The following is a 20,489-nucleotide window of genomic DNA, read 5'->3' on the forward strand; positions in this document are numbered from 1 at the left end:
CGAGTAGAACCACTCAATTCTAGGCCACGCGAGCTTCGCCGGCTGAATCATGCCGGAGGCTCAGGCCCGCGATGGCGAGCAGCACCCCGGTGACGATGGCCGCCCCGCCCGCAACGCCCAAGAGGGCGTGCGGCCCTACCGCCGCAAAGAACGGCAGGAGGATCCCCGCGCCCAGATTCACGACTCCGCCGATCAGGAGGTCCCGCGCGAGCGGAGAGGCCCCGCCGCCTGGCGAGCGCCTCGAGAGCACGCCGCGCACGACGTCGGAGATCCCCACGAGCGCGAGGGCGGCGGCCCCCGCTCCACCCACCATGGCGTCGCTGGGGGCGACCACGATCACGACGCCAGCGACGGCCGCCACGGCATAGGGGACCAGGCCGAAGAGGGCCGAAACCCGCTCCGGCGCGGGGCGCTCCGAGCGGACGAGCCACACCTCCCCGGCGAGGAGCAACACGAGGTAAGGCGCCATGAGCCAGGCCGCGCCCGCCGTCGTCGGTTGCCCCCAGAACACCGTGATGGCGCCGAACGCCAAGGCCACCACGGCTCGGCCCAGGACGGGCGGCCAGAGGCGGGCACGGGAAGGTAGGGACTGGTCAGCAGGCACGGAGCCAGTTTAGTCGGGGGCTGAGGCCCCATGACGTCCGCGCGACGTTGCGGACGGCGAAGCGCTACGCCGCGCCCAGGACCATCCAGGTTGTGCCGCGGGCCCGGAGGCCGAGCGTGAGGGCGCGCGCGAGCATGTAGCCGCCCGCGAACGCGGCCCACAGCCACGCGAGGCCGGCCGGGCCGCTCAGCCCCGCGAGGCCCACCCAGACGAGGAGCGGTCCGTAGACCACAAGGTTGAGCACGCCCGCGATCGCAAGGTACCGCGCGTCCCCGGCGCCGATCAGGACACCGTCGAGCACGAACACGAAGCCGCACACGGGCTGGCTCGCGGCGAGCACCCAGAGCGCGGGAGTCAACGCCTCGTGGACCCCGGGATCGGCGGTGAAGAGCCACCCAACCCACGGAGCCATCGCGGCGAGAAGTGCGCCCGTGACCATGCCGAACCCAAGGGACCAGCGGACCATGGTGCCCGTGAGCTCCCGCGCCCGCGCGGCGTTGGAGGCTCCGAGCTCCTTGCCGATGAGCGATTGCGCGGCAATCGCGAGGGCGTCGAGCGCGAACGCGAGGAAGTTGAACATGGTCATGGCGAGCTGGTGTGCCGCGAGGTTCTCGGCGCCCTGAGCGGTCGCAACGACGACCGTCGCGAAGATCGCGGCGCGCAGCGTGAGCGTGCGCAGCATGAGCCAGGATCCGACGTGGGCGGCGCCGAGAATCCCGCGCCACGTCGGCGCCAAGCGGAGGCCCTCGTGCCGGATCCGCGGGACCACGATCGCGAGGTAGAAGGCCGCCATGCCGAGCTGGGCCACGCTCGTGCCGATGGCCGAGCCCGCGATCCCCCACCCGAAGCCGTAGACGAACAGGAAGTTGAGTGCGGCGTTCGCCGCGAAGCCACACGTGGCCACGACGAGCGGCGTCCTCGTGTCCTGCAGGCCGCGCAGCACGCCGGTGCCGGCAAACACGAGCAGCATGCCCACGAGCCCCGGCATGGACCACGCGAGATAGTCGACCCCATAGCCTTGAACGGCCGGGGGCCCGCCCACCGAGTGCACGATCGCTGGCGCGGCCGCCCAGCCGATCACCGCAAGAAGGAGGCCAAGGAGCAGGGCCAGCCAGACGCCGTCGCGCGCTGCGGCCATGGCCCGCCCGGCCTGCCCCGCACCCAGGAAGCGGGCGACGGCGGGCCCGGTCCCGTAGGCGAGGAACACCATGAGGCCCACGGCGGTCTGCAGGACGGTCGTGGCGAGGCCGAGCCCCGCGAGCTCGTCGACGCCGAGGTGGCCCACGATCGCCGAGTCCGCGAGGAGGAACAGCGGCTCCGCGATGAGCGAGCCGAACGCAGGCAGTGCTAGGCGCAGGATCTCGCGGGCAGTCGACGCTGTGCCCCTCGGGCCGCCGTGCGCGCTGCCTCGCGTACGGGCGGCCGCGCCCGATTGAAGGTCGGCCTCTTCAGCCCCCGTCCGGTCCATGCAACCCACTGTAGGACCCGGCACCGACACCCGAGATTTCGCGAGCCACAACCTCTTGACATTCATGTGCTTTCGAGAGTTACTTTCAATTCATGGCTACTTCCAAGATCTCCTCGGTCGCGGCATCCGCGGAGGCCCAGGCGGGACACCCCCGCCGGTGGTGGATCCTCGCGGCGCTTGCCCTCTCCCTCCTCGTCGTCGGCCTCGACGCCACCGTGCTCAACGTCGCGCTGAGCGACATCTCGCGCGCGCTCGGCGCGAGCACCACTGAACTCCAGTGGATCGTCAACGGCTACTCGCTCACCTCGGCGGTTCTGCTCATCCCCGCTGGTCTCCTCGGCGACCGCCTGGGGCGCCGCCGCGTCCTCGCGGTGGGCCTCGCCATCTTCGTGGCGGCGAGCGCTGCGGGCGCGTTCGCGCAGGACCCCGCCGAACTCATCGCCGCCAGGACCGTCATGGGGATCGGCGCCGCGGCGGTCTTCCCGCTCGCGCTCTCGATCATCCCAACCGTCTTCGCGCCCGCCCAGCGCTCCAAGGCCGTGGCCGTCATGACCGCCGCGATGGGCGTCGGCATGCCCCTCGGACCGCTCGTGGGCGGCTGGCTGCTCGACAACTTCTGGTGGGGCTCGACGCTCCTCTTCAACGTGCCGACCGTCGCCGTGGCCCTCGCCGCGGGCCTCGCGCTCATCCCCGATACGCGGGACCCCAGCCCTCGGCGCGCCAATCTCTTCGGACTCCTGCTCACGGTCGCAGGCCTCACCGGCATCGTCTACGGGATCACTCAGGTTCCGATCGACGGCTGGGGTTCGGCGTCCACCCTCGTGCCGCTGTGCGGCGGGGTTGCGCTTCTCGTCGCGTTCGGCATCGTCGAGGCGCGCAGCGCCGAACCGCTCCTGGACCGCCGCCTCATCGGATCGCGCCTCTTCGTGTGGCCCACGGTCGCGACGGCCCTGACCTCATTCGTCATGATGGGGCTCCTGTTCGCGATCCCGCTGTACCTCCAGGCCTACCTCGGCGACTCGGCGCTCATCACGGGGCTCAAGCTCATGCCGATGATGCTCACGCTCGTCATCGGCTCGGGCATCTCGACGAGGCTCGGATCCCGGCTCGGGCTCAGGGTGCTCGTGCCCGCGGGCATCGTCATCTCGTCGGTGGGGTTCCTCGCCCTTCTGGGGATCACGCCGTCGTCCGACTACTGGCCCCTCTTCGCAACGCTCGCCGTGACCGGCTTCGGGTTCGGTGTCGCGATGCCACCGGCCATGGCCGCGATGCTCGACGCTCTCCCTGACGGAGTCCAGAGCACGGGGACCGCGCTCAACCTGTCCGTCCGGCAGACCGTCGGCGCGCTTGGCGTCGCGGTCCTCGGAAGCATCCTCACGGCCGCGTACCGCGCGGGCATGGACGCGCCGACCGCGCACCTTCCGGGCGCCGCGGCAAGCGCGGCGCGGGACTCGCTCGGCGGGGCAGTCACCGTGGCCGGCCGGCTCGGGCCGGCGGGGAGCGCCCTCCGCGAGGCGGCCGGGTCCGCGTACCTCGACGGCCTCCACACCGTGAGCCTCGTATGCTTCGCGGCGGCGATCGTCATCGCGGCCATGATGGCGATCGTGCTCCCCCGCCGGGCGCACGCCCCGCGGACGACGGCGGCTGGCAAGATGGTTTCATGACCGAACCAGGGCTGCGGGAACGCAAGAAGGCGAAGACGCGGCGGCTCATCCAGGACGTCGCGCTCCGCCTTTTTGCCGAGCAGGGCTACGACGAGACCACAGTCGACCAGATCGCGGCCGAGGCAGAGGTCTCTCCGAGCACGTTCTTCCGGTACTACGCCACGAAGGAAGACGCGGTCCTCCAAGACGAATACGATCCGTCCCTGCTCGCCGCGCTCGAAGGCGTCCCACCCGGGACGCCGATGGTCGAGGCGTTTCGGCTAGCGGTCCACAACGCGTTCGAAGAGTTCTACGCGAGCGACCGCGACCGCATTTACGAGCGCATGCGCCTCACGTTCACCACGCCGGCGCTGCGGATCCGGGCCCTCGCCGCGAACCACGATGTGGGCCGCATGTACTCGGGGATCGTGGCCAAGACTCTCGGCGTCGCCCAGGACGATCCACGGATCTCCCTCGCGGCCGGTGCCCTCACGGGGGTGCTGATCGTCGTGTTCGAGCGGTGGATCGAGGACGAGGGCCGCGGCGATCTCCCCGCCATGATGGACGAGGCGCTGCGGCTCCTCGGCTCGGGGTTCAGGGTCGAGGGGTAGCGAGGAAGTCCTCCCAGGTCCGGTGGCCCACCCCGCGGTCCGCGGCGATGTTCGCGCCCGCGCGGATGGCCCGCGCGGCCCCGCCAGGCATGGGCATCGGCAGGAGCAGCCGGTGGAGCCCGGTCGCCACGACGTAGGAGCGGATCAGGTCCTTCATGGTGTACACCGTGGGGCCAGCGAGGTCGGGGACCAGCCCAGCCGGGGAGCCGAGGGCGAGCTCGACGAGCCGATCCGCGACCTCGCCCGAATCGACCGGCTGGAACCGGAAGCCGGACGGCACGGGGATGACAGGAAGCTTCGCCATGGCCTGGGCCGTGAGCAGCGTGAGTTCGTAGAACTGGGTCGCGCGGAGCGTCGACCACGGGATCCCCGAGGACTCGATGACCAACTCGGCCTCGCGCTTCGACTCGAAGTACGCGAACGCCGCACGGTCCAGGCCGCTCACCACGGGGATCGTGTCCGCGCCCACCACGGAGATGAACACGATGTGGCCCACTCCGGCCAGCTTGGCCGCCTCGACGAGATGCCGAGCCTTGTCTCCGTCGCCCTTCTGCGTGCCCGCGCAGTGCACGACCGTCGCGACGCCCTCCATCGCCGGGCCGACGCCCTCGCCCGAGGCGAGGTCGCCCGCGAAGTGTTCGACGCCGTCGTTCGCTGGCCGAGCGTGCCTGCTCAGGACGCGCACTGGCTGTCCCGCGGCGCGGAGCCGCGCCACCACCTGCCGCCCCAACGTGCCCGATCCGCCCGTCACCAGAATCGTGGGTGCCATGGCCTATCCCTTCTACCTCGAATCGGGCCGCTTGCGAGCCCCTCTACTTGCCATGACCCGCGAGAGTGCAGGAGTGTGACAGACGTGGATGTCGAGGATCTCCTGGCCAGCCGTTTCGAGTCCGAGCGCGGGCGCCTTCGCGCCGTCGCGTACCGCATGCTGGGGTCGCTTCCCGAAGCGGACGACGCCGTGCAGGAGGCGTGGCTGCGGCTCGCCCGCACCGATGCCGACGCGATCGAGAGTCTCGGCGCCTGGCTCACGACTGTCGTCGCCCGCATCTGCCTCAACGTCCTCCGGGCGCGGGCCCTGCGGCGCGAGGAGCCGATCGACGGGCTCGAGGAGGCGCTTCAGGCCGGTTCCGGGGAGGAGCCCGAGGAGGAGGCGGTCATGGCGGACGCCGTCGGGCTCGCGCTGCTCGTGGTGCTCGACGCGCTCCAGCCCGCCGAGCGGCTCGCGTTCGTGCTGCACGACATGTTCGACGTTCCGTTCGACCGCATCGCACCGATCCTCGGCAAGTCCTCCGAGGCGACGCGCCAGCTCGCGAGCCGCGCCCGGCGGCGAGTCCGCGGCTCCGAGACGCCCGATCCTGATCGTGCGCGGCAGCGGCGCGCCGTCGAGGCCTATCTCGCGGCGGTCCGCTCCGGCGACTTCGACGCGCTCGTCGAGCTTCTCGCGCCGGACGTCGTGATCAACGCGGACGCGGCGTCGTCTCCGTCCCGCCTGGCCGTCACGCTCCGCGGCGCCGAACAGGTCGCACACGCTGCCGTCGCGTCCGCCGTGCGCGCGCCGTTCGCCAGGGTGGCCCTCGTCAACGGGAGGGTCGCGCTCGTCGTCGCGCCGAAGGGCCACCTGCGGCTCGTGCTTGCGTTCACGGTCGACGGCGACCGGGTCACCCACATCGAGGTCGTCGCCGAGCCTTCGCGCCTGCGGGCGCTCGAGGTCGCAGTGGTGGACGGCTGAGGTCGGGCGCTGGCCCGTCCGGGTCCCTAGAACCCGCCTCCGCCCTCGCCGTCCCCCGACTCTGCGGCCATGTTGGCGAAGCGCGAGTAGTGTCCCTGGAACGCCACGACGATGTCCTTGGTCGGGCCGTTACGGTGCTTCGCCACGAGAATGTCCGCCTCGCCCGCTCGAGGCGACTCCTTGTTGTAGACGTCCTCGCGGTGCAGCAGGATCACCATGTCGGCGTCCTGTTCTATAGATCCACTTTCGCGAAGGTCTGAGACCATGGGCCGCTTGTCCTGGCGCTGCTCGGAGCCACGGTTGAGCTGCGAAAGCGCGATGACGGGCACCTCGAGCTCCTTCGCGAGGAGCTTCAGCGCACGCGAGAACTCGGAGACCTCCTGCTGGCGGCTCTCGACCTTCTTTCCCGACGTCATGAGCTGGAGGTAGTCGAGGATCACCAGCTTGAGGCCGTGCTGCTGCTTGAGGCGACGGCACTTCGCCCGGATCTCCATGAGCGACATGTTCGGGGAGTCGTCGATGAACAGCGGCGACTCGTTGAGCGGGCCCATGACCTTCGCGATCTTGGCCCAATGCTCGTCGCGGAGCGTACCTCGACGCAGATCCTGGAGCTGGATCGTGGCCTCCGCGCTCATGAGGCGCATGGCGATCTCGTTCCGGCTCATCTCGAGGGAGAAGAACACAGTGGGCAGCTTGTTCTTGATGGCGGCCGAGCGAGCGAAGTCGAGCGCGAACGTTGACTTGCCGACGGCGGGGCGCGCGGCGATGACGATCATCTGGCCGGGGTGCAGCCCGTGGGTGAGCTCGTCGAGCTCATAGAAGCCGGTTGGGACGCCTGTGATTCCCTCGCCGCGGTGACCGGCCGCCTCGATCTCGTCCATCGCGGACTCCATGACCTCGGAAAGCGCAACGTAGTCCTCGCCCTGCCGACGCTCGGCGACGGAGAACACCTCGGCCTGGGCCTGGTTGACGAGGTCCTCGACCTCGCCGTCCTGGCCGTAGCCCAGTTGGACGATCTTGGTGCCTGCGCTCACGAGACGGCGAAGGATGGCGCGCTCCGCCACGATCTCGGCGTAGTAGCCGGCGTTCGCTGCCGTGGGGACCGATTGGATGAGCTCGTGCAGATAGGCGGGGCCGCCCACGCGGTTGATTTCGCCGCGCTTGGTGAGCTCGTCCGAGACGGTCACCGCGTCCGCGGGTTCGCCCTTGCTGTAGAGGTCAGCGATCGCGTCGAAGATGGTCTCATGGGCGGGCCGATAGAAGTCGGCCGAGCGGACTACCTCGACGACGTCCGCGATGGCGTCCTTCGAAAGCATCATGCCGCCGAGCACGGACTGCTCCGCGACGATGTCCTGCGGAGGGGTGCGGCCCACATCCGAGTCCCGATAGGACGGAACCGACTCGACTTGTGCTGCGGACACCGGCGACACCTCACCTCTCACGTGACGCCCGGATCGGGGCAGTGCACGTCTGGACCGTGCAAGCCCCTTCCGGATGGTTGCAGCAAAGGTATCTGGGGCCTCCGACATTCTCCAGCTGGCCGTCCACCCCACCTGTGGACAACTTGTGGAATACGTGCCCGAAGTTGTTCGCCGAACCTGTGGATAAATGTGGATAACTCTTGTCGGCTCCCATTAAGTGTCATCTGACGTGGGAAAACTTTCTCTACATGGTGTGGACCAAATATTTTTTTCCACATCCGAAATCCACAGCGCCAATGGGGATTTTTAGACAAACACTTGTGATTTCACGTGACCCGTACCACTTATGTGACGTTCACCACATATTCCCACGTCCGATCACCCGGCGATCCATGCCCCGGCGTTCATGGAGCTGCGGTGCCCCTATGATGGCTCCGCACGCGCCGCATCACCGCGGAATCCGCCGCACAGCCGCGTGCCGGTGTAGCCCCTCCGTACTACGCTGGAAGTGCCCCGGGCTGGGGCCGCCCGCACGTTCACCGCACCGATCCGGAAGCCCCGATGGAAAACCTGCTGCCCCCTCTCATCATCCTGCTGTGCGTCGTCGCCATCGTCGTCCTCGTGCTGCGCAGGGGCGTAAGGCGCACTCGGGCGTCCGTCGAATCTGCCGTGGCCCAGGGAACCGGGGCGGCCGCCGAGGTTTCGGCGCGGCTCACCGAGGAGCAGCACCGGGCCATCTACTCGCTCATCGCACAGGGGCTCACGGTTCAGGCAATCGCCGCGTACCGTCAGGCCACGGGGGCAAAGCTCATCGACGCCCGGAACGCGATCCTGCTCATGGAAAGCCATCCTCAGGCCTTCGGGAACGCCCAGGGCGCACCCGCGGAGACGTCCACCGAGACGTCCATCACCACGCCCGCCTCGCCCACCGCCCCGGCGGCGCCTGCCGCACCTGGGGCCGCCCCGCCGTCGTCCGGAGACAAGCCCGCCGAACCCGCCAAGGTGCCCGCGGGCGCGCCCGGCGAGCGCTCGACGACCCGGTTCCCCTACCGCTACCGCGCGATCGTGAGCAATGGCAGGGAGACGCTCGAGGTTGCGAGCAATCTGCTCAACGACGAGATCTATGCCGAGATCAAGGCGCTCGCCCAGATCGGCGACGCCGAGGATGCCGCGCTCATGCTGTGGAAGCATTCCGAGATCAGCATCGAAGAGGCCAGGGCGTTCGTAGACCTCCTCTGAGGGCCGGCGCAGGCGCCGGGCTCGCCGTCAGCGCGTGGCCGCCTGCTCGGCTTCCTCGAGGACGCGCAGCGCGTTGCCCCAGCAGAGGGCGTCGAGCTCGTGTCGCGTCCAGCCGCGCTCCGCGAGCGCGTCGAGGAGCGGACGGTAGCCCGCCACGCCGTCCATCCCCTCCGGGAGCTCCGGCGTGCCGTCGAAGTCGCCGCCGAGCCCCAGGTGACGGTGCCCCACAATGTCACGGGCATGCTCGACATGGCGGACGACGTCGGCGATGGTCGCCATCGGTGCGGGGTTCCGGGTGAGCCACGCGGCGAATTCGCGGGCGGCCTCGGGTTCTTCCGCCGGGGCGATGTCGTGGAAGCCGACCGGGAGGCCCAGTTCGACCCTCCGGTCGTGGACGGCCCGCGCGTGCTCGCTACAAGCCTCCGAAATGAACTTGGGGACGAACGTGACCATGAGCACGCCTCCGTTCACGGGAAGAGTCTCCAGCACGGCGTCCGGCACGTTCCGAGGGTGGCTGCAGACGGCGCGGCATGACGAATGCGAGAACATGACGGGCGCGCTCGTGCACGCCAGAGCGTCCACCATGGTCCGCTCCGAGACATGCGAGAGGTCCACGATCATCCCCACGCGGTTCATTTCCGCGACGACCTCGCGCCCGAACGGGCCGAGGCCCGTGTCCTCCCCCTCATCCGTGGCCGAGGAGGCCCACGGCGTGCTGTCGTTGTGGGTCAGCGTCATGTACCGCACCCCGAGGGCGGCCATGGCGCGCAGCACCCCGAGCGAGCCGGCGATGCTGTGCCCGCCCTCCATCCCCATGAGCGAGGCGATCTTCCCGCGTTCGACGGCGGAACGCACCTCAGCGGCGGTGCGCGCCAACTCGAACGTGTCGGGGTGGGCCGCGACGATTCGGCGGACGCAGTCGATCTGCTCGAGCGTCGCGACGACCGACTGCTCGGGGGTCAGGGACGACGGGACGAAGACCGACCAGAACTGAGCGCCCACGCCGCCCCGGCGCAGTCGCGGGATGTCGGTGTGGAGGCGGGGCTGCCCGGCCTCGAGGCCGGCCGCCGTGACGTCGTATCCGAACTCCTGGCGGAGCGCCCAGGGCAGGTCATTGTGGCCGTCGACAACAGGGGCGTACTCGCGGGCCGAAGGCACAGCGTCGGGGGCTAGAGGCACCGGTTCATCGTACGCCCGGCCCAGGAAACGACAGACCGGTCAGCGACCGCCCGTGAGGTCCGCGAGCAGCTGCTCGAAGCCCTTTTCCTCCGGCCGAGTGGCGAGCTGAGGCACGCGGGAGGCGCCGTCGTCGTCGTTGGTGAACTCCGACGCGAGCTCGGCCGCCGCACGCTCGATGCGCACGCTCAGGCTGCCGGCCGTGAAGCCATCGCCGTCCGATCCGCGACCCCAGTCCATGGGCGCTGCGAAGACCGCGGTCGGAGTGATCCGAGCCCGCAGGTAGGTGAACAGCGGGCGCATCGCGAAGTCCAAGACCATGCTGTGACGCTCCGAACCGCCCGTCGCTCCGAGAAGAACGGGCGTCCCCTCGAGCGCCTTGTTGTCCACGAGGTCGAAGAACGACTTGAACAGCCCGCTGTACGAGGCACTGAAGACCGGGGAGACCGCGATGAGGGCGTCGGCGTTCTCGACGTCCGCGATGGCCTCGGCGAGCCTCGGGGCCGCGTAGCCCGTGACGAAGTTGTTGGCGATGTTGACGGCCAGGTCACGCAGCTCGTACGTGGTGACCTCTACTTCGACGCCGAGTCCCGCGGCGAGGCGAGCCGTCGCGTCGCCCAGCTGATCGGCGAGCAGCCGACTCGACGAGGGCGTCCCGAGCCCCGCGGAGATCACTACGAGCTTCTTCGTGTCCATGCTGTTCCTTCTCCGTTCCCACGGTCCATGCATTTGCATCTACCTCCCGAACAGATGAAGGCCCGGACCTATTCCCGGGTCGCGTGTCCGTACCCGAGACGGGAGGGAGGGGGTGGAATGGGCCGGAAGGGAGAGAACGGAACGAGGGCCCCCGCCAAGAATGGCGGGGGCCCTCGTGTGAGTCCAACAGCTGTCAGGCTGCGGCCAGACTACTTCGCGGCAACAACCTGGAGGTTGATGGTCGCGGTGACGTCGTCGTGCAGGCGCACGGAGACGTTGTAGTTGCCGGTCGACTTGATGTGGCCCGGAAGCACGACCTTGCGCTTGTCGATCGCGCCGAGGCCAGCGGCCTCGACGGCGGAGGCGACGGCCTCGGTGCGGACGGTGCCAAAGAGGCGACCCTCCTTGCCGGCCTTGACCTCAAGGCGCACGGGCGTCTTGGCGAGAGCAGCAGCCTGCTCCTGCGCGGCCTCGAGCGTCTTGTGGGCCTTCGCGGCGCGGGCCGCGTTGATCGCCTCGACATGAGCCTCGCCACCACGCGTCCAGCGGAGCGCGAAGCCACGCGGGTAGAGGTAGTTGCGGGCGTAGCCGTCCTTGACCTCGACAACGTCACCAGGCGTGCCGAGTCCGGTCACTTCCTGGGTCAGGATGATCTTTGCCATGGTTCTGCTTCCCTTCTCAGCCGCGGCCAGCGCCGGAGTAGGGGAGCAGAGCGACCTCGCGGGCGTTCTTGATCGCCTGGGCGATCTTGCGCTGCTCCTGCACGGTCACGCCGGTCACTCGGCGGGCGCGGATCTTGCCGCGGTCCGAGATGAACTTGCGCAGCAGGGCGACGTCCTTGTAGTCGATGACGGTGATGTCAGCGGCCTTCAAGGGGTTGGACTTTGGTTTCGGCTTGCGAATTTCAGCCTTTGCCATCGTGGAGCTCCTTTAGTCTCGCGGAGCCCGTGGTCATGCCACGGGATGGTTGGATGTGATGATCAGAATGGCGGCTCGGAGTCGGAGCCCGACCCCCAGCCACCGGCGTTGCTGACGCCCGGGGTCGCCCACGGGTCGTCGTTCTGCGCGGCGCCGCCGCTCCAGCCCCCGGAGTTGCCGCCCTGGTTCTGAGAACCCTGGTTGCCCCCCCAGTTGTTGCCGGAGCCGCCACCGGAGTTGCCCCCAGCGTTGCCCCCAGCGTTGCCGCCACCGAAATTGCCGCCGCCGCCGAAGTTCCCACCCTGACCGCCGGAGCGCTGGGTGCGGTTCACCTTGGCGGAGGCGTAGCGCAGGCTCGGGCCGATCTCGTCGACCTCGAGCTCGATGACGGTGCGCTTCTCGCCTTCCTTGGTCTCGTAAGAACGGCTCTTGAGCCGACCCGAAACGATCACGCGCATGCCCTTCGTGAGGGACTCCGCGACGTTCTCGGCAGCCTCACGCCAGATCGACGCGCGGAGGAACAGGGTCTCCCCGTCCTTCCACTCGTTCGCCTGGCGGTCGAAGGTGCGCGGCGTGGAGGCCACCGTGAAGTTGGCCACCGCGGAACCCGACGGGGTGAACCGGAGCTCCGGATCGTTCGTCAGATTTCCGATGACCGTAATCGTGGTTTCGCCTGCCATGCTGCCTCCTGGTCCGAGCCTTATGACGTTCTTACGGGTTACCGAAGGGGTTTACGCCAAGACTACTTGGCGGACACCTTCTGGTCTTCGGGGCGAATGATCTTGGTGCGCATGATCGTCTCGTTGAGGTTCAGCTGACGATCGAGCTCCTGCGCCGTGGCGGGCTCAGCGGTGAAGTTGACGACCGCGTAGATCGCCTCGTTCTTCTTCTTGATGTCGTAAGCCAGACGACGACGGCCCCAGATGTCCACCTTGTCGACGGTTCCACCGTCGGTAGTGATCACACTGAGGAACTTGTCGAGCGACGGCTGAACAGTGCGCTCGTCAACCTCGGGGTCGATGAGGACCATCAGTTCGTAAGGACGCATGTGTGAACCCACCTCCTTTGGGCTAAGCGGTTGCGGTCTCTCCGCAACAGGAGGTTCATTTGCGTTGGCCAGCGCGGCGGCCATCGACACGATGTGCCGGCCGCAGCACAGACTTCACTATGTTACCGGATCAAGCTCCCCTGTCCCAGCCGGGGCCGCCTCCCGCCGTGGTGAGGTCAACGCTACGCCGAGCCGCCGCCGTCGTCCGCTGTGCGCGGGGCGATGTGGACAACTCGCCACCTCCACCTGTGGGGAGGAGAAATTAGCAGGTTCCAAGGGTGCGATGGAACGATCATGGCATGACGCCACACACCGTCTCCCCCCGCTCGGCGCGGGCCGCGACCGCCCACCGCCGCATCTGGATCATGCTTGCCGTTGGCCTCGTCGCCGCGCTCCTCACGGGATTCTTCAACTCGTGGTGGCACGCCCCCGCGGCAGGCTGGGGCGCAGCCGCCCTCCTCTACGACATCTGGGTCTGGTCCCGCATCAGCCGCATGGGGCCCTCCGAAACCCGCAAGCACGCCCGCGAGGAAGACCCGCGCCGCGCGACGCGCGACTTCCTCATCCTGTGCGCGAACGCCGCCGCGATCGTCGCCGTCCTCATCGTCATGGTCTCCGGGAATCAGGCCGAGAAGCCCATGAAGATCGCCATCGCGCTCCTCGCCCTGCTCACGGTCGGGGCCTCGTGGCTCATGCTGCACACGCTCTTCACCCTCCGCTACACCGAGCTGTACTACACGTCGACGCCCGAGGGCGGGATCAGCTTCAACCAGGACACCCCGCCGCGCTACACGGACGTGGCCTACATGGCGTTCAGCCTCGGCATGACCTACCAGGTCTCGGACACGTCAATCACGAACCACGCGATGCGAGCCGAGGCACTCAAGCACAGCCTGCTCGCCTACGTGTTCGCGACGCTCATCCTCGCTGCGACGATCAACCTCGTGATCGGCCTCGCGAGCTAGAGGCCAGACCCGGCTCACGGGCCGCTCAGCCCGCGAAGAACCGCTCCGCTACGAGCGCGAGCCGCCACGGATCCTGCACCCCCGCGAGCTCGCGCGCGGAGTGCATCGAGAGGAGCGGGACGCCCACGTCGACCGTGCGGATCCCGAGCCGGGTCGCCGTGAGCGGCCCGATCGTCGAGCCGCACGGCACGTCGTTGTTCGAGACGAACTCCTGATACGGGACCTCGGCCTCCCCGCACAGGCGCGCCCACAGCGCTGCGCCCGCGGCGTCCGTCGCGTAGCGCTGCTGGGCGTTGATCTTCAGGAGCGGGCCGCCGTTGAGCACGGGGCGGTTCGCCGGATCGTGCTTCTCCGGGTAGTTGGGGTGGATCGCGTGGCCGGCGTCGGCGGAGACGTGCCACGACGCCGCAAACGCACGACGGCGCTCGGTCGCCGTCGCGCCGAGGGCGTCGCCGATGCGGGCCAAGACATCCTCGAGGAACGGGCCGCACGCGCCGGAGCGAGTGGACGAACCGACCTCCTCGTGGTCGAACGCCGCGAGCACGGGGATCGCCGTCTCGCGGGCGCCATCGAGGGCCCGGATCAGGGCCGTCACGCCGGCGTGAACGGACGAGAGATTGTCGAGCCGGCCGGACGCGAAGAACTCGCCGTCGGCGCCGAAGACCGCGGGCTCCTGGGCGTCCGCGACCACGAGGTCGTAGCCGCCCACCTCGCCCGGATCGACGCCCGCGCCCTGCGCTATGAGTCCGAGCAGGTCCGAGGCCGCCGGATTGCCGAGCCCCCAGATGGGGTTCATATGCCGCTGCTTGTCGAGCGTGAGGCCCTCGTTGACCCCGCGGTCCAAATGGATCGCGAGCTGCGGGAAGCGCAGGAGGGGGCCTGTCGCCACAAGGTGCTCGGCGCCGTCGAGCGTTACGATGCGGCCGGCGAGCCGAAGCTCCCGGTCAAGCCACGAGTTGAGCATCGGGCCGCCGTAGACCTCGACGCCGGCCTGGAGCCACCCAAGCGCCCCCGTGGTCGGCTTGGGCTTGAGCTTGAACGAGGGCGAATCCGTGTGCGCACCGAGGATGCGGAAGGGCGTGACCGGCCCCGTCCCGTCCGGAACGACCCACGCGATGAGCGCGCCGTCCCGGGTGACCGCGTAGCCGCCGGGCACTGCGGGCCACTCCTCGGTCTCCGCGAGCACCCGGAAGCCAGCCTCCTCGAGACGCCGCGCGCCCTCGTGGGCGGCGTGAAAACTCGAGGGCGAGGCCATCACGAAGCGGCCAAGGTCCAGGGCGTGCAGATGCGCGGCGGTAGGCATGTCCCCGAGTCTAGCCAGCGCCCGGCCGCCGAAATCCGGCTCAGCGAGCGTAGCGCTCGACGAAGTTGCGCAGGATCCGCTGGGGCTCGTGGACGCGCGCGGTCCTCGCGCGATCCTTGACGGACTCGGCCTCGTCGGGCGGGAAGTAGCCCGAGTGCCGGTACGCGTCGACGCGCCGCTCGAGCCCCGGGAAGTCGAGTTCGGGGTGGAACTGTGTCGCGTAGACGTTCCGCCTGAACCGGAACATCTGCACCGGGCACGTTGCCGAGCCGGCGAGGAGCGCCGCGTTCGAGGGCAGCATCCGCACGGCCTCCTTATGGCCCACGAATGCATCGAAGCTCGCCTCGAGGCCGCGGCAGAGGGGGTCGACGAGGCCGGCGGGGCTGAGCCGCACGCGCACCGGGCCCACCTCCTCGCCGAAGCGTCGATCCACGACCGCGCCCTCGTGGAGGCCCAGCAGGCCGACGCCGTAGCACGCGCCGAGGAACGGGAAGTCCTCCGCGACAATGCGGTCGAGGAGGCCACAGATCTCCGCCTCGACTCGCAGCTGGCAGGGGCTCTTGTCCGCAGGGGGATCGGACGCGGTGTAGGGGCTCCCGCCCAGAATCACTCCCGAGTACTGGTCCAGATAGATCTCGGGCAGCGGGCCGGCCTCGGCCCGAACGCGGTGGAGCTCATGGGGCTCGAGACCGCCGTACTCGCAGAACGCGCGGTATTCGTCGTCCGCGACGACGTCGTGATCACGTGACGCCAGCAGCAGAAAGGGCCGCATGCGGACATTGTGCTACCGGCCCGATCCGCGCGGTAGAGGGCCGCGCTCTGGTCCACTTCTTCCGCCCCGACACACCGAAATGGCGCGACACGCCGGAGACTAGTTCCCGTCCGTGCCCGAGCCGCCGGCGTAGTGGCCCGCGGTCCAGTCGGTCGCCATGGTCTTCTGGATCGATTCGAGGCTCGCCTTGCCGGCGCAGAGCGCGGAGAATGCGTCCTCCTCGACCTGGTCCTTGTCGTTGTGGACGAAGGCCGAGGCCGAGGGCTTGCCCGACGCGAAGGTGTTCGGCTCAGGCCACAGGTTGCGGATGTCCGAGGCGCCGCCGTCGGCGAGCGGGACGAGATGGTCGAGCTCGTACTTCGAGGATTCAGACGCCGGGATCCCGTAGGCGGCCATGATCTGGCTCTTGGCCTTGTCCGTGATGGAGACGGGTGGGCGCACGCTCGACGTGTAGCCGCCCTTGCGGCACACGGTCTGCGGGAGACTCGCCTGCGTCACGGCGCTGTCGATCGCGCCGGGCGTGCAGGACGCGTCGGGCAGCGGCTCGTGCGAAGAGCTATAGCGGATGTGGCACGTTCCCGGGCCGGGCATGGGGCCCTCGACACCCTGGTCCGTCCACCCGTGGCCCGACGCGACGAGGAGGCCAGAACCTCCTGACGACACCTTGGCCGCCGACGCCACCGCCTCCGAGCCGCCAGCCCCAGCGCACCCTGACAAGGCGACCGCCAGGCCCACGAGGAGCAGCGAACACGCGGACAAGGGGCCGAGGCGGCGCGGGGAAGTCACGGTCGCCAAGCCTAGGCCACTCCCGCGCGACCCGCCGGTCACAACACCTCGGAGCCGGTCAGTAGTCGGGGTTGCTCGGCACCACGAGGCCGGTCTCGTACCCGTACACGACCGCCTGAACGCGGTCGCGCAGGTGCAGCTTCGACAGGATCCGGCGGACGTGGCTCTTGACGGTAGCCTCCGAGAGATACAGCCGGTGCGCGATCTCCGCGTTGCTGAGCCCCTCGCAGATCGCACGGAGCACCTCGAGCTCGCGCGGCGTGAGGTCCGCGAGCAGCGGGTCGGGTTGGGCTTCGGGACGGCCGACGGCGGCGCCCTCCGCCCGCACGTACATCTCGAGGAGGCGCTGGGTCACCCGCGGGCTCACGACCGCGTCGCCACTCGCCACGAGCCGCACCGCGTGGACGAGCTCGGCGGGCGCCACGTCCTTGAGCAGGAAGGCGGAGGCCCCGGCCTGGAGTCCCGCGAACGCGTATTCGTCGAGGTCAAAGGTGGTCAGGATGATGATGCGCGCGGCGGGCGAGGTCGCGGCGATCCGGCGGGTGGCCTCGATCCCGTCCATGATGGGCATGCGCACGTCCATGAGCACCACGTCCGGCTCGAGCTCGCGCGTGAGCCGGACGGCCTCGGCGCCGTCGCCAGCCTCGCCGACCACCTCAATGCCGTCCTCCGCCTCGAGGACCATTCTGAATCCGACCCGCAGGAGTGGCTGGTCGTCCACGAGCAGGAGCCGCAGCCCCTGCGCTTCGTCGTGCTCCCCCATCAGTCCCTCTCCGTCCAATGCAGTTCGGCGTCCACGCGCCATCCTCCCCCAGGCCGGGGCGCAGCGCGCAGAGATCCGCCGAAAATCGCCGCGCGTTCGCGCATGCCCGCGATCCCGCCGCCCGTGCCCAGGTGAGCGTCGGGCCCCTCGGGCGCGGTCCCGCCGTCGTTCTCTACGCGCACCCGCACGACGCCCGAGTCTCGCGCCACGAGGACGTCGACGCGGCCCACGCCGCGCGCATACCTCAGGACGTTCGTGAGCGACTCCTGGACGATCCGGTAGACCGCGAGCTGGAGGGCCGCGTCGCTGGGAAGCGACTCGCCGTCCTGGGTGAGGATCACGGGGAGGCCCGCCGCGCGGAAACCGTCGACGAGCGATTGGAGCCCGCCGAGCGCGGGCGTCCGCCCCGCCGATCCGGTGTCGGCCCGGAGCACCCCGAGAACGCGGCGCATGTCCGTCAGCGCGGCCCGGCCCGTGCTTGAGAGCTCCCCGAGCACGGCTTTCGCGGACTCGGGGTCGCGTTCGACGGCGCGCGCCGCGCCGTCGCTCAGCGCCACCATGACGGTGAGCGAGTGGGCGACGACGTCGTGCATCTCGCGCGCGATCCGGTTGCGTTCCTGGACCGACGCGAACTGTGCCCGGCGCATGGCCCACTCGCGAACCTCGGCCTGATGCAGACGGTTCCCGCGCACCACGATCCCGACCCCCACGGCGACGAGGTTGGACAGCACGACCGACAGGGACGCGACGAGCCCGATGAACGGCCCGTGCTCGGCCAGGAACTCCTCGCCGGGGCGATACGAGAACGCAAAGTACGCGGCGATGGGCACGCTCGCGACGACGGCGATCGCGAGCGCCCACACCGTCCTGAGGTTGACAGCGACTGCGTAGAGAGCGAACCACACGGCCGCGCTCGTGCTGCCGAGGTACGGGGTGGCGAACAGCACCACGCTGTCCGCAGCGACGACGGTCCCGAGCACCGGCCACGGCGCCTGGCGCCGCAGAAACAGCACAGCCTGCTCGAGCAGCACGAGGCCGAACTGCCACCAGTGCCCGCCCGCAGCCGTCTCGACGATCGCACCCGAAGACAAGAGGACGCTCGCGGCCACGACGACCGCGTCCATCGCGACCGGGTGGTCATACAGGTACTGGCGCACGCGCCCGCGACGAGCGGGTGGAACATACGCAGGCGCTGCCACGGAAGGCTCCGCCGTGGTGCGGGCGGGCAGGCCGGCGGGGGGCACGCCGTCCGTCCTTGGCGTACCCCCCGTCGGAGTCATGCGGACCATGCTGTCCATTGTGCGGCGGGCTAGACGTCCCGCTGTCTGAGGGTCATGTACGCGGCCCCGAGGAGAACCACCACGTAGCCCGCGAGGACCAAGGTGCCCTGCCACGGCTCGAGGTACGTCGTGTCCAGCGGCGCGCTCGAGCCGGCCTGGAACATCGCATCCGCGGCGTTCGAGGGGAGGTACTTGCGCGCCTCCTTGAAGAAGTCACCCGGGATGAGCTGGAAGATGATCGGCAGCACGAACTGCAGCGCCACGAGCGTCACGATCGCGCCCGCCGAGTTCCGCAGGAGCGCGCCGAGCGCGAGGCCCATGAGGGCGACGGCTGCCACGTAGGCCGCGTTGAGGAGCATGAACCGTTGGACGTCCCAGCTCGCCATGTCGAGGTGCAGGCCGTCGTAGTTGTTCAGGATCGGCTGGGCCACGAGGCCGCCGATGTAGCCGCCTGCGTACGTGAGGGCAAAGCCGATCACGATCGTGTAGACGGCCTTCGCTGTGAGGACCGGCCAGCGCGTAGGAACCGCCGCGAACGTCGCGCGGGACATCCCGGTGGTGAACTCGCCGCTGATCATGAGCACGGCGAGCGAGCCGATGATGAGCTGGGAGAACGTCACGCCCGCGACGGGCACGTGCGGGAGGACTGCCGCGATGTTGATCGCCTCGCGCGGGCCGGCGCCGCCGCTCTTGAGCGACTGGCTGAGCTGGCCGACGCCCCACGCCTGGAGCGCCGCGAAGCCGACCATGAGCGCGATCGCGCACAGCAGGAGGATGCGGGTCGAGAGGAGCGAGAGGATCTTGATGCGCTCAGAGTTGAGCACCCGGAAGAAGTTGGGCCCGGGAACACGCTCGGCCTGGGCGGAAGCGTGCCGATGCGGCTGGACTGCGGTGGTGCTCATCGGGACGCCTCCTGGGCCTCGGCGGGAGCGGGCTGGGCGGCGTGCGCGCCGCCCGGGTGGCCGGCCGCCGCACCCTCGTCGGAGCGGTACTCGACCTCGTCCTTCGTGAGCTGCATGTAGGCCTCCTCGAGCGATGCCTGGAGCGGCGTGAGCTCGTAGACGAGGACGCGGTTGTCGAGCGCGATCTGCGCGATGCTGCGGGGGTCCAGGCCGCTGACCTCGAGCACCTCGCGCTCGGGCGCCTGGATCGAGACGCCCGAGCGGGCGAGCAGGCGCGAGAGGTCCTCGGGGCGGTCCGTGCGGACACGCGCGCGGGCCTTGCCCTGGCTGTCGATGACCTCCTGGATCGGCGCGTCGGCGAGGATCTTGCCGCGCCCGATGACGATGAGATGGTCCGCGGTCTGCGCCATCTCGCTCATGAGGTGGCTCGAGAGGAAGACGGTGCGGCCCGTGCTCGCGAGGTACTTCACAAGGTTGCGGACCCACACGACCCCCTCGGGGTCGAGGCCGTTGACCGGCTCGTCGAGGACCACGACCTGCGGGTCGCCCAAGAGGGCGGCCGCGATGCCGAGGCGCTGGCCCATGCCGAGGGAGAACCCCTTGACCTTCTTCTTGGCGACGGCGCCGAGGCCCGTCATCTCGATGACCTCGTGGACCCGCTTGGCGGGAATCCCGTGGGTCGCGGCGAGCGCCGAGAGGTGGCTGAAGGCGGTGCGTCCGGGGTGGACCGCGCGCGCCTCGAGCAGGGCGCCGATCTCCCGGAGGGGGGCCTTGTGCTTGATGTAGGGCGCGCCGTTGACCGTGACGGTCCCGCGCGTGGGCGCATCGAGGCCCATGATCATGCGCATCGTGGTGGACTTGCCGGCGCCGTTGGGCCCGAGGAAGCCGGTAACCCGGCCGGGCTCCACGGTGAACGTGACACCGTCGACGGCGGTCTTCTCGCCGTAGACCTTCGCCAGGTCGGTTGCCTGGATCATGTCGCCTCCTGAGGTAGCTGACTGTTCCACGCTAGGACGCGCGACTCGAGCGCGCGACGCCCGGCGGGATGAACCTGTGCGGGGACCCATCCTCCTCGAGGACTAGGGCGCGTCCCGACACGAAGCCTCCCCGTGAACTGTGCGGGAAGTCACGCGGGGTCATCCATGGGTGGAACCCCGTTTCCGCA

Annotated in this window: 22 protein-coding genes; 5 read left to right on the forward strand and 17 right to left on the reverse strand. The window is 69.5% G+C overall.

The features are described 5' to 3' along the window. Positions 1-19 precede the first annotated feature (19 nt). Positions 20-604, reverse strand: coding sequence for a hypothetical protein (locus ACOKR1_RS20455; protein ID WP_422934712.1), 585 nt, complete (start codon positions 602-604; stop codon positions 20-22). A 64-nt stretch (positions 605-668) separates the two neighbouring features. Then, positions 669-2,072, reverse strand: a complete 1,404-nt coding sequence (locus ACOKR1_RS20460) for an MATE family efflux transporter (protein WP_422934713.1) — start codon at positions 2,070-2,072, stop codon at positions 669-671. A gap of 92 nt (positions 2,073-2,164) precedes the next feature. Here ACOKR1_RS20460 and ACOKR1_RS20465 point away from each other — a divergent pair, with 92 nt between their 5' ends. Both ACOKR1_RS20465 and ACOKR1_RS20470 read left to right on the forward strand, forming a co-directional pair. After that, complete coding sequence (locus ACOKR1_RS20465) at positions 2,165-3,736, forward strand: MFS transporter (protein ID WP_422934714.1); 1,572 nt, start codon at positions 2,165-2,167, stop codon at positions 3,734-3,736. After that, positions 3,733-4,326, forward strand: a complete 594-nt coding sequence (locus ACOKR1_RS20470) for a TetR family transcriptional regulator (protein ID WP_422934715.1) — start codon at positions 3,733-3,735, stop codon at positions 4,324-4,326. Before ACOKR1_RS20465 ends, ACOKR1_RS20470 begins: the two co-directional genes overlap by 4 nt. Here the strand turns inward: ACOKR1_RS20470 and ACOKR1_RS20475 are convergent. Further along, positions 4,310-5,095: an SDR family oxidoreductase gene (locus ACOKR1_RS20475; RefSeq protein WP_422934716.1), complete on the reverse strand. Its 786-nt coding sequence runs from the start codon at positions 5,093-5,095 to the stop codon at positions 4,310-4,312. The genes ACOKR1_RS20470 and ACOKR1_RS20475 overlap by 17 nt on opposite strands. Before the next feature lie 84 nt (positions 5,096-5,179). Here ACOKR1_RS20475 and ACOKR1_RS20480 point away from each other — a divergent pair, with 84 nt between their 5' ends. Beyond that, positions 5,180-6,055 carry a sigma-70 family RNA polymerase sigma factor gene (locus ACOKR1_RS20480; protein WP_422934717.1) on the forward strand — a complete coding sequence of 292 codons (876 nt, stop codon included), beginning with the start codon at positions 5,180-5,182 and terminating at the stop codon, positions 6,053-6,055. 26 nt (positions 6,056-6,081) lie between these two features. Here the strand turns inward: ACOKR1_RS20480 and dnaB are convergent, their stop codons facing one another. Next, complete coding sequence (gene dnaB, locus ACOKR1_RS20485; RefSeq protein WP_422934718.1) at positions 6,082-7,476, reverse strand: replicative DNA helicase; 1,395 nt, start codon at positions 7,474-7,476, stop codon at positions 6,082-6,084. 561 nt (positions 7,477-8,037) lie between these two features. On the opposite strand from dnaB, the gene ACOKR1_RS20490 reads away from it, so the two are divergent. Beyond that, positions 8,038-8,715 carry a hypothetical protein gene (locus tag ACOKR1_RS20490; RefSeq protein ID WP_422934719.1) on the forward strand — a complete coding sequence of 226 codons (678 nt, stop codon included), beginning with the start codon at positions 8,038-8,040 and terminating at the stop codon, positions 8,713-8,715. Positions 8,716-8,742: 27 nt separating this feature from the next. Here ACOKR1_RS20490 and ACOKR1_RS20495 read toward each other — a convergent pair whose 3' ends face one another. The 6 genes from ACOKR1_RS20495 to rpsF form a co-directional block, all read right to left on the reverse strand. Beyond that, complete coding sequence (locus ACOKR1_RS20495; protein WP_422934720.1) at positions 8,743-9,894, reverse strand: dipeptidase; 1,152 nt, start codon at positions 9,892-9,894, stop codon at positions 8,743-8,745. 39 nt (positions 9,895-9,933) lie between these two features. After that, positions 9,934-10,587, reverse strand: a complete 654-nt coding sequence (locus tag ACOKR1_RS20500; RefSeq protein ID WP_422934721.1) for an FMN reductase — start codon at positions 10,585-10,587, stop codon at positions 9,934-9,936. 209 nt (positions 10,588-10,796) lie between these two features. After that, on the reverse strand, positions 10,797-11,249 hold the full coding sequence (rplI, locus tag ACOKR1_RS20505; RefSeq protein ID WP_415854720.1) for a 50S ribosomal protein L9: 453 nt from the start codon (positions 11,247-11,249) through the stop codon (positions 10,797-10,799). A gap of 16 nt (positions 11,250-11,265) precedes the next feature. Further along, entirely contained in the window at positions 11,266-11,505 is a 240-nt protein-coding gene (rpsR, locus tag ACOKR1_RS20510; RefSeq protein WP_010144869.1) for a 30S ribosomal protein S18, read from the reverse strand. Between the two features lie 62 nt (positions 11,506-11,567). Beyond that, entirely contained in the window at positions 11,568-12,185 is a 618-nt protein-coding gene (locus ACOKR1_RS20515; protein WP_422934722.1) for a single-stranded DNA-binding protein, read from the reverse strand. Positions 12,186-12,247: 62 nt separating this feature from the next. Continuing rightward, positions 12,248-12,553 (reverse strand): 30S ribosomal protein S6, encoded by a 306-nt coding sequence (gene rpsF, locus ACOKR1_RS20520; RefSeq protein WP_138418148.1) that lies wholly within the window; start codon positions 12,551-12,553, stop codon positions 12,248-12,250. 299 nt (positions 12,554-12,852) lie between these two features. Here rpsF and ACOKR1_RS20525 point away from each other — a divergent pair, with 299 nt between their 5' ends. Continuing rightward, positions 12,853-13,518, forward strand: a complete 666-nt coding sequence (locus tag ACOKR1_RS20525) for a DUF1345 domain-containing protein (protein WP_422934723.1) — start codon at positions 12,853-12,855, stop codon at positions 13,516-13,518. A gap of 25 nt (positions 13,519-13,543) precedes the next feature. Here ACOKR1_RS20525 and ACOKR1_RS20530 read toward each other — a convergent pair whose 3' ends face one another. The 7 genes from ACOKR1_RS20530 to ACOKR1_RS20560 form a co-directional block, all read right to left on the reverse strand. Continuing rightward, positions 13,544-14,821 carry a M18 family aminopeptidase gene (locus tag ACOKR1_RS20530; protein WP_422934724.1) on the reverse strand — a complete coding sequence of 426 codons (1,278 nt, stop codon included), beginning with the start codon at positions 14,819-14,821 and terminating at the stop codon, positions 13,544-13,546. 40 nt (positions 14,822-14,861) lie between these two features. Next, entirely contained in the window at positions 14,862-15,593 is a 732-nt protein-coding gene (locus ACOKR1_RS20535) for a glutamine amidotransferase (RefSeq protein WP_422934725.1), read from the reverse strand. A gap of 99 nt (positions 15,594-15,692) precedes the next feature. Next, entirely contained in the window at positions 15,693-16,379 is a 687-nt protein-coding gene (locus tag ACOKR1_RS20540; RefSeq protein WP_422934726.1) for an HNH endonuclease signature motif containing protein, read from the reverse strand. 58 nt (positions 16,380-16,437) lie between these two features. Further along, entirely contained in the window at positions 16,438-17,142 is a 705-nt protein-coding gene (locus ACOKR1_RS20545) for a response regulator (protein ID WP_422934727.1), read from the reverse strand. Beyond that, positions 17,142-18,386: a histidine kinase gene (locus ACOKR1_RS20550; RefSeq protein ID WP_422934728.1), complete on the reverse strand. Its 1,245-nt coding sequence runs from the start codon at positions 18,384-18,386 to the stop codon at positions 17,142-17,144. The genes ACOKR1_RS20545 and ACOKR1_RS20550 overlap by 1 nt, the downstream gene beginning before the upstream one ends. A gap of 65 nt (positions 18,387-18,451) precedes the next feature. Beyond that, positions 18,452-19,324 (reverse strand): ABC transporter permease subunit, encoded by an 873-nt coding sequence (locus tag ACOKR1_RS20555; RefSeq protein WP_422934729.1) that lies wholly within the window; start codon positions 19,322-19,324, stop codon positions 18,452-18,454. Then, the gene (locus ACOKR1_RS20560) at positions 19,321-20,301 is read right to left on the reverse strand and encodes an ABC transporter ATP-binding protein (protein ID WP_415854711.1); all 981 of its coding nucleotides are present in this window, start codon (positions 20,299-20,301) and stop codon (positions 19,321-19,323) included. Before ACOKR1_RS20560 ends, ACOKR1_RS20555 begins: the two co-directional genes overlap by 4 nt. Positions 20,302-20,489: the final 188 nt, after the last annotated feature.

The sequence above is a fragment of the Sinomonas sp. P47F7 genome (assembly GCF_049332655.1).
GTDB lineage: Bacteria > Actinomycetota > Actinomycetes > Actinomycetales > Micrococcaceae > Sinomonas.

What these genes read in the sequence shown, in the direction of transcription:
- ACOKR1_RS20460 (WP_422934713.1), bottom strand. Translation starts at nt 2,072, where the DNA reads ATGGACCGGACGGGGGCTGAAGAGGCCGACCTTCAATCGGGCGCGGCC.
- ACOKR1_RS20465 (WP_422934714.1), top strand. Translation starts at nt 2,165, where the DNA reads ATGGCTACTTCCAAGATCTCCTCGGTCGCGGCATCCGCGGAGGCCCAG.
- ACOKR1_RS20470 (WP_422934715.1), top strand. Translation starts at nt 3,733, where the DNA reads ATGACCGAACCAGGGCTGCGGGAACGCAAGAAGGCGAAGACGCGGCGG.
- ACOKR1_RS20475 (WP_422934716.1), bottom strand. Translation starts at nt 5,095, where the DNA reads ATGGCACCCACGATTCTGGTGACGGGCGGATCGGGCACGTTGGGGCGG.
- ACOKR1_RS20490 (WP_422934719.1), top strand. Translation starts at nt 8,038, where the DNA reads ATGGAAAACCTGCTGCCCCCTCTCATCATCCTGCTGTGCGTCGTCGCC.
- ACOKR1_RS20500 (WP_422934721.1), bottom strand. Translation starts at nt 10,587, where the DNA reads ATGGACACGAAGAAGCTCGTAGTGATCTCCGCGGGGCTCGGGACGCCC.
- rplI (WP_415854720.1), bottom strand. Translation starts at nt 11,249, where the DNA reads ATGGCAAAGATCATCCTGACCCAGGAAGTGACCGGACTCGGCACGCCT.
- rpsR (WP_010144869.1), bottom strand. Translation starts at nt 11,505, where the DNA reads ATGGCAAAGGCTGAAATTCGCAAGCCGAAACCAAAGTCCAACCCCTTG.
- ACOKR1_RS20515 (WP_422934722.1), bottom strand. Translation starts at nt 12,185, where the DNA reads ATGGCAGGCGAAACCACGATTACGGTCATCGGAAATCTGACGAACGAT.
- rpsF (WP_138418148.1), bottom strand. Translation starts at nt 12,553, where the DNA reads ATGCGTCCTTACGAACTGATGGTCCTCATCGACCCCGAGGTTGACGAG.
- ACOKR1_RS20525 (WP_422934723.1), top strand. Translation starts at nt 12,853, where the DNA reads ATGACGCCACACACCGTCTCCCCCCGCTCGGCGCGGGCCGCGACCGCC.
- ACOKR1_RS20530 (WP_422934724.1), bottom strand. Translation starts at nt 14,821, where the DNA reads ATGCCTACCGCCGCGCATCTGCACGCCCTGGACCTTGGCCGCTTCGTG.
- ACOKR1_RS20535 (WP_422934725.1), bottom strand. Translation starts at nt 15,593, where the DNA reads ATGCGGCCCTTTCTGCTGCTGGCGTCACGTGATCACGACGTCGTCGCG.
- ACOKR1_RS20545 (WP_422934727.1), bottom strand. Translation starts at nt 17,142, where the DNA reads ATGGGGGAGCACGACGAAGCGCAGGGGCTGCGGCTCCTGCTCGTGGAC.
- ACOKR1_RS20555 (WP_422934729.1), bottom strand. Translation starts at nt 19,324, where the DNA reads ATGAGCACCACCGCAGTCCAGCCGCATCGGCACGCTTCCGCCCAGGCC.
- ACOKR1_RS20560 (WP_415854711.1), bottom strand. Translation starts at nt 20,301, where the DNA reads ATGATCCAGGCAACCGACCTGGCGAAGGTCTACGGCGAGAAGACCGCC.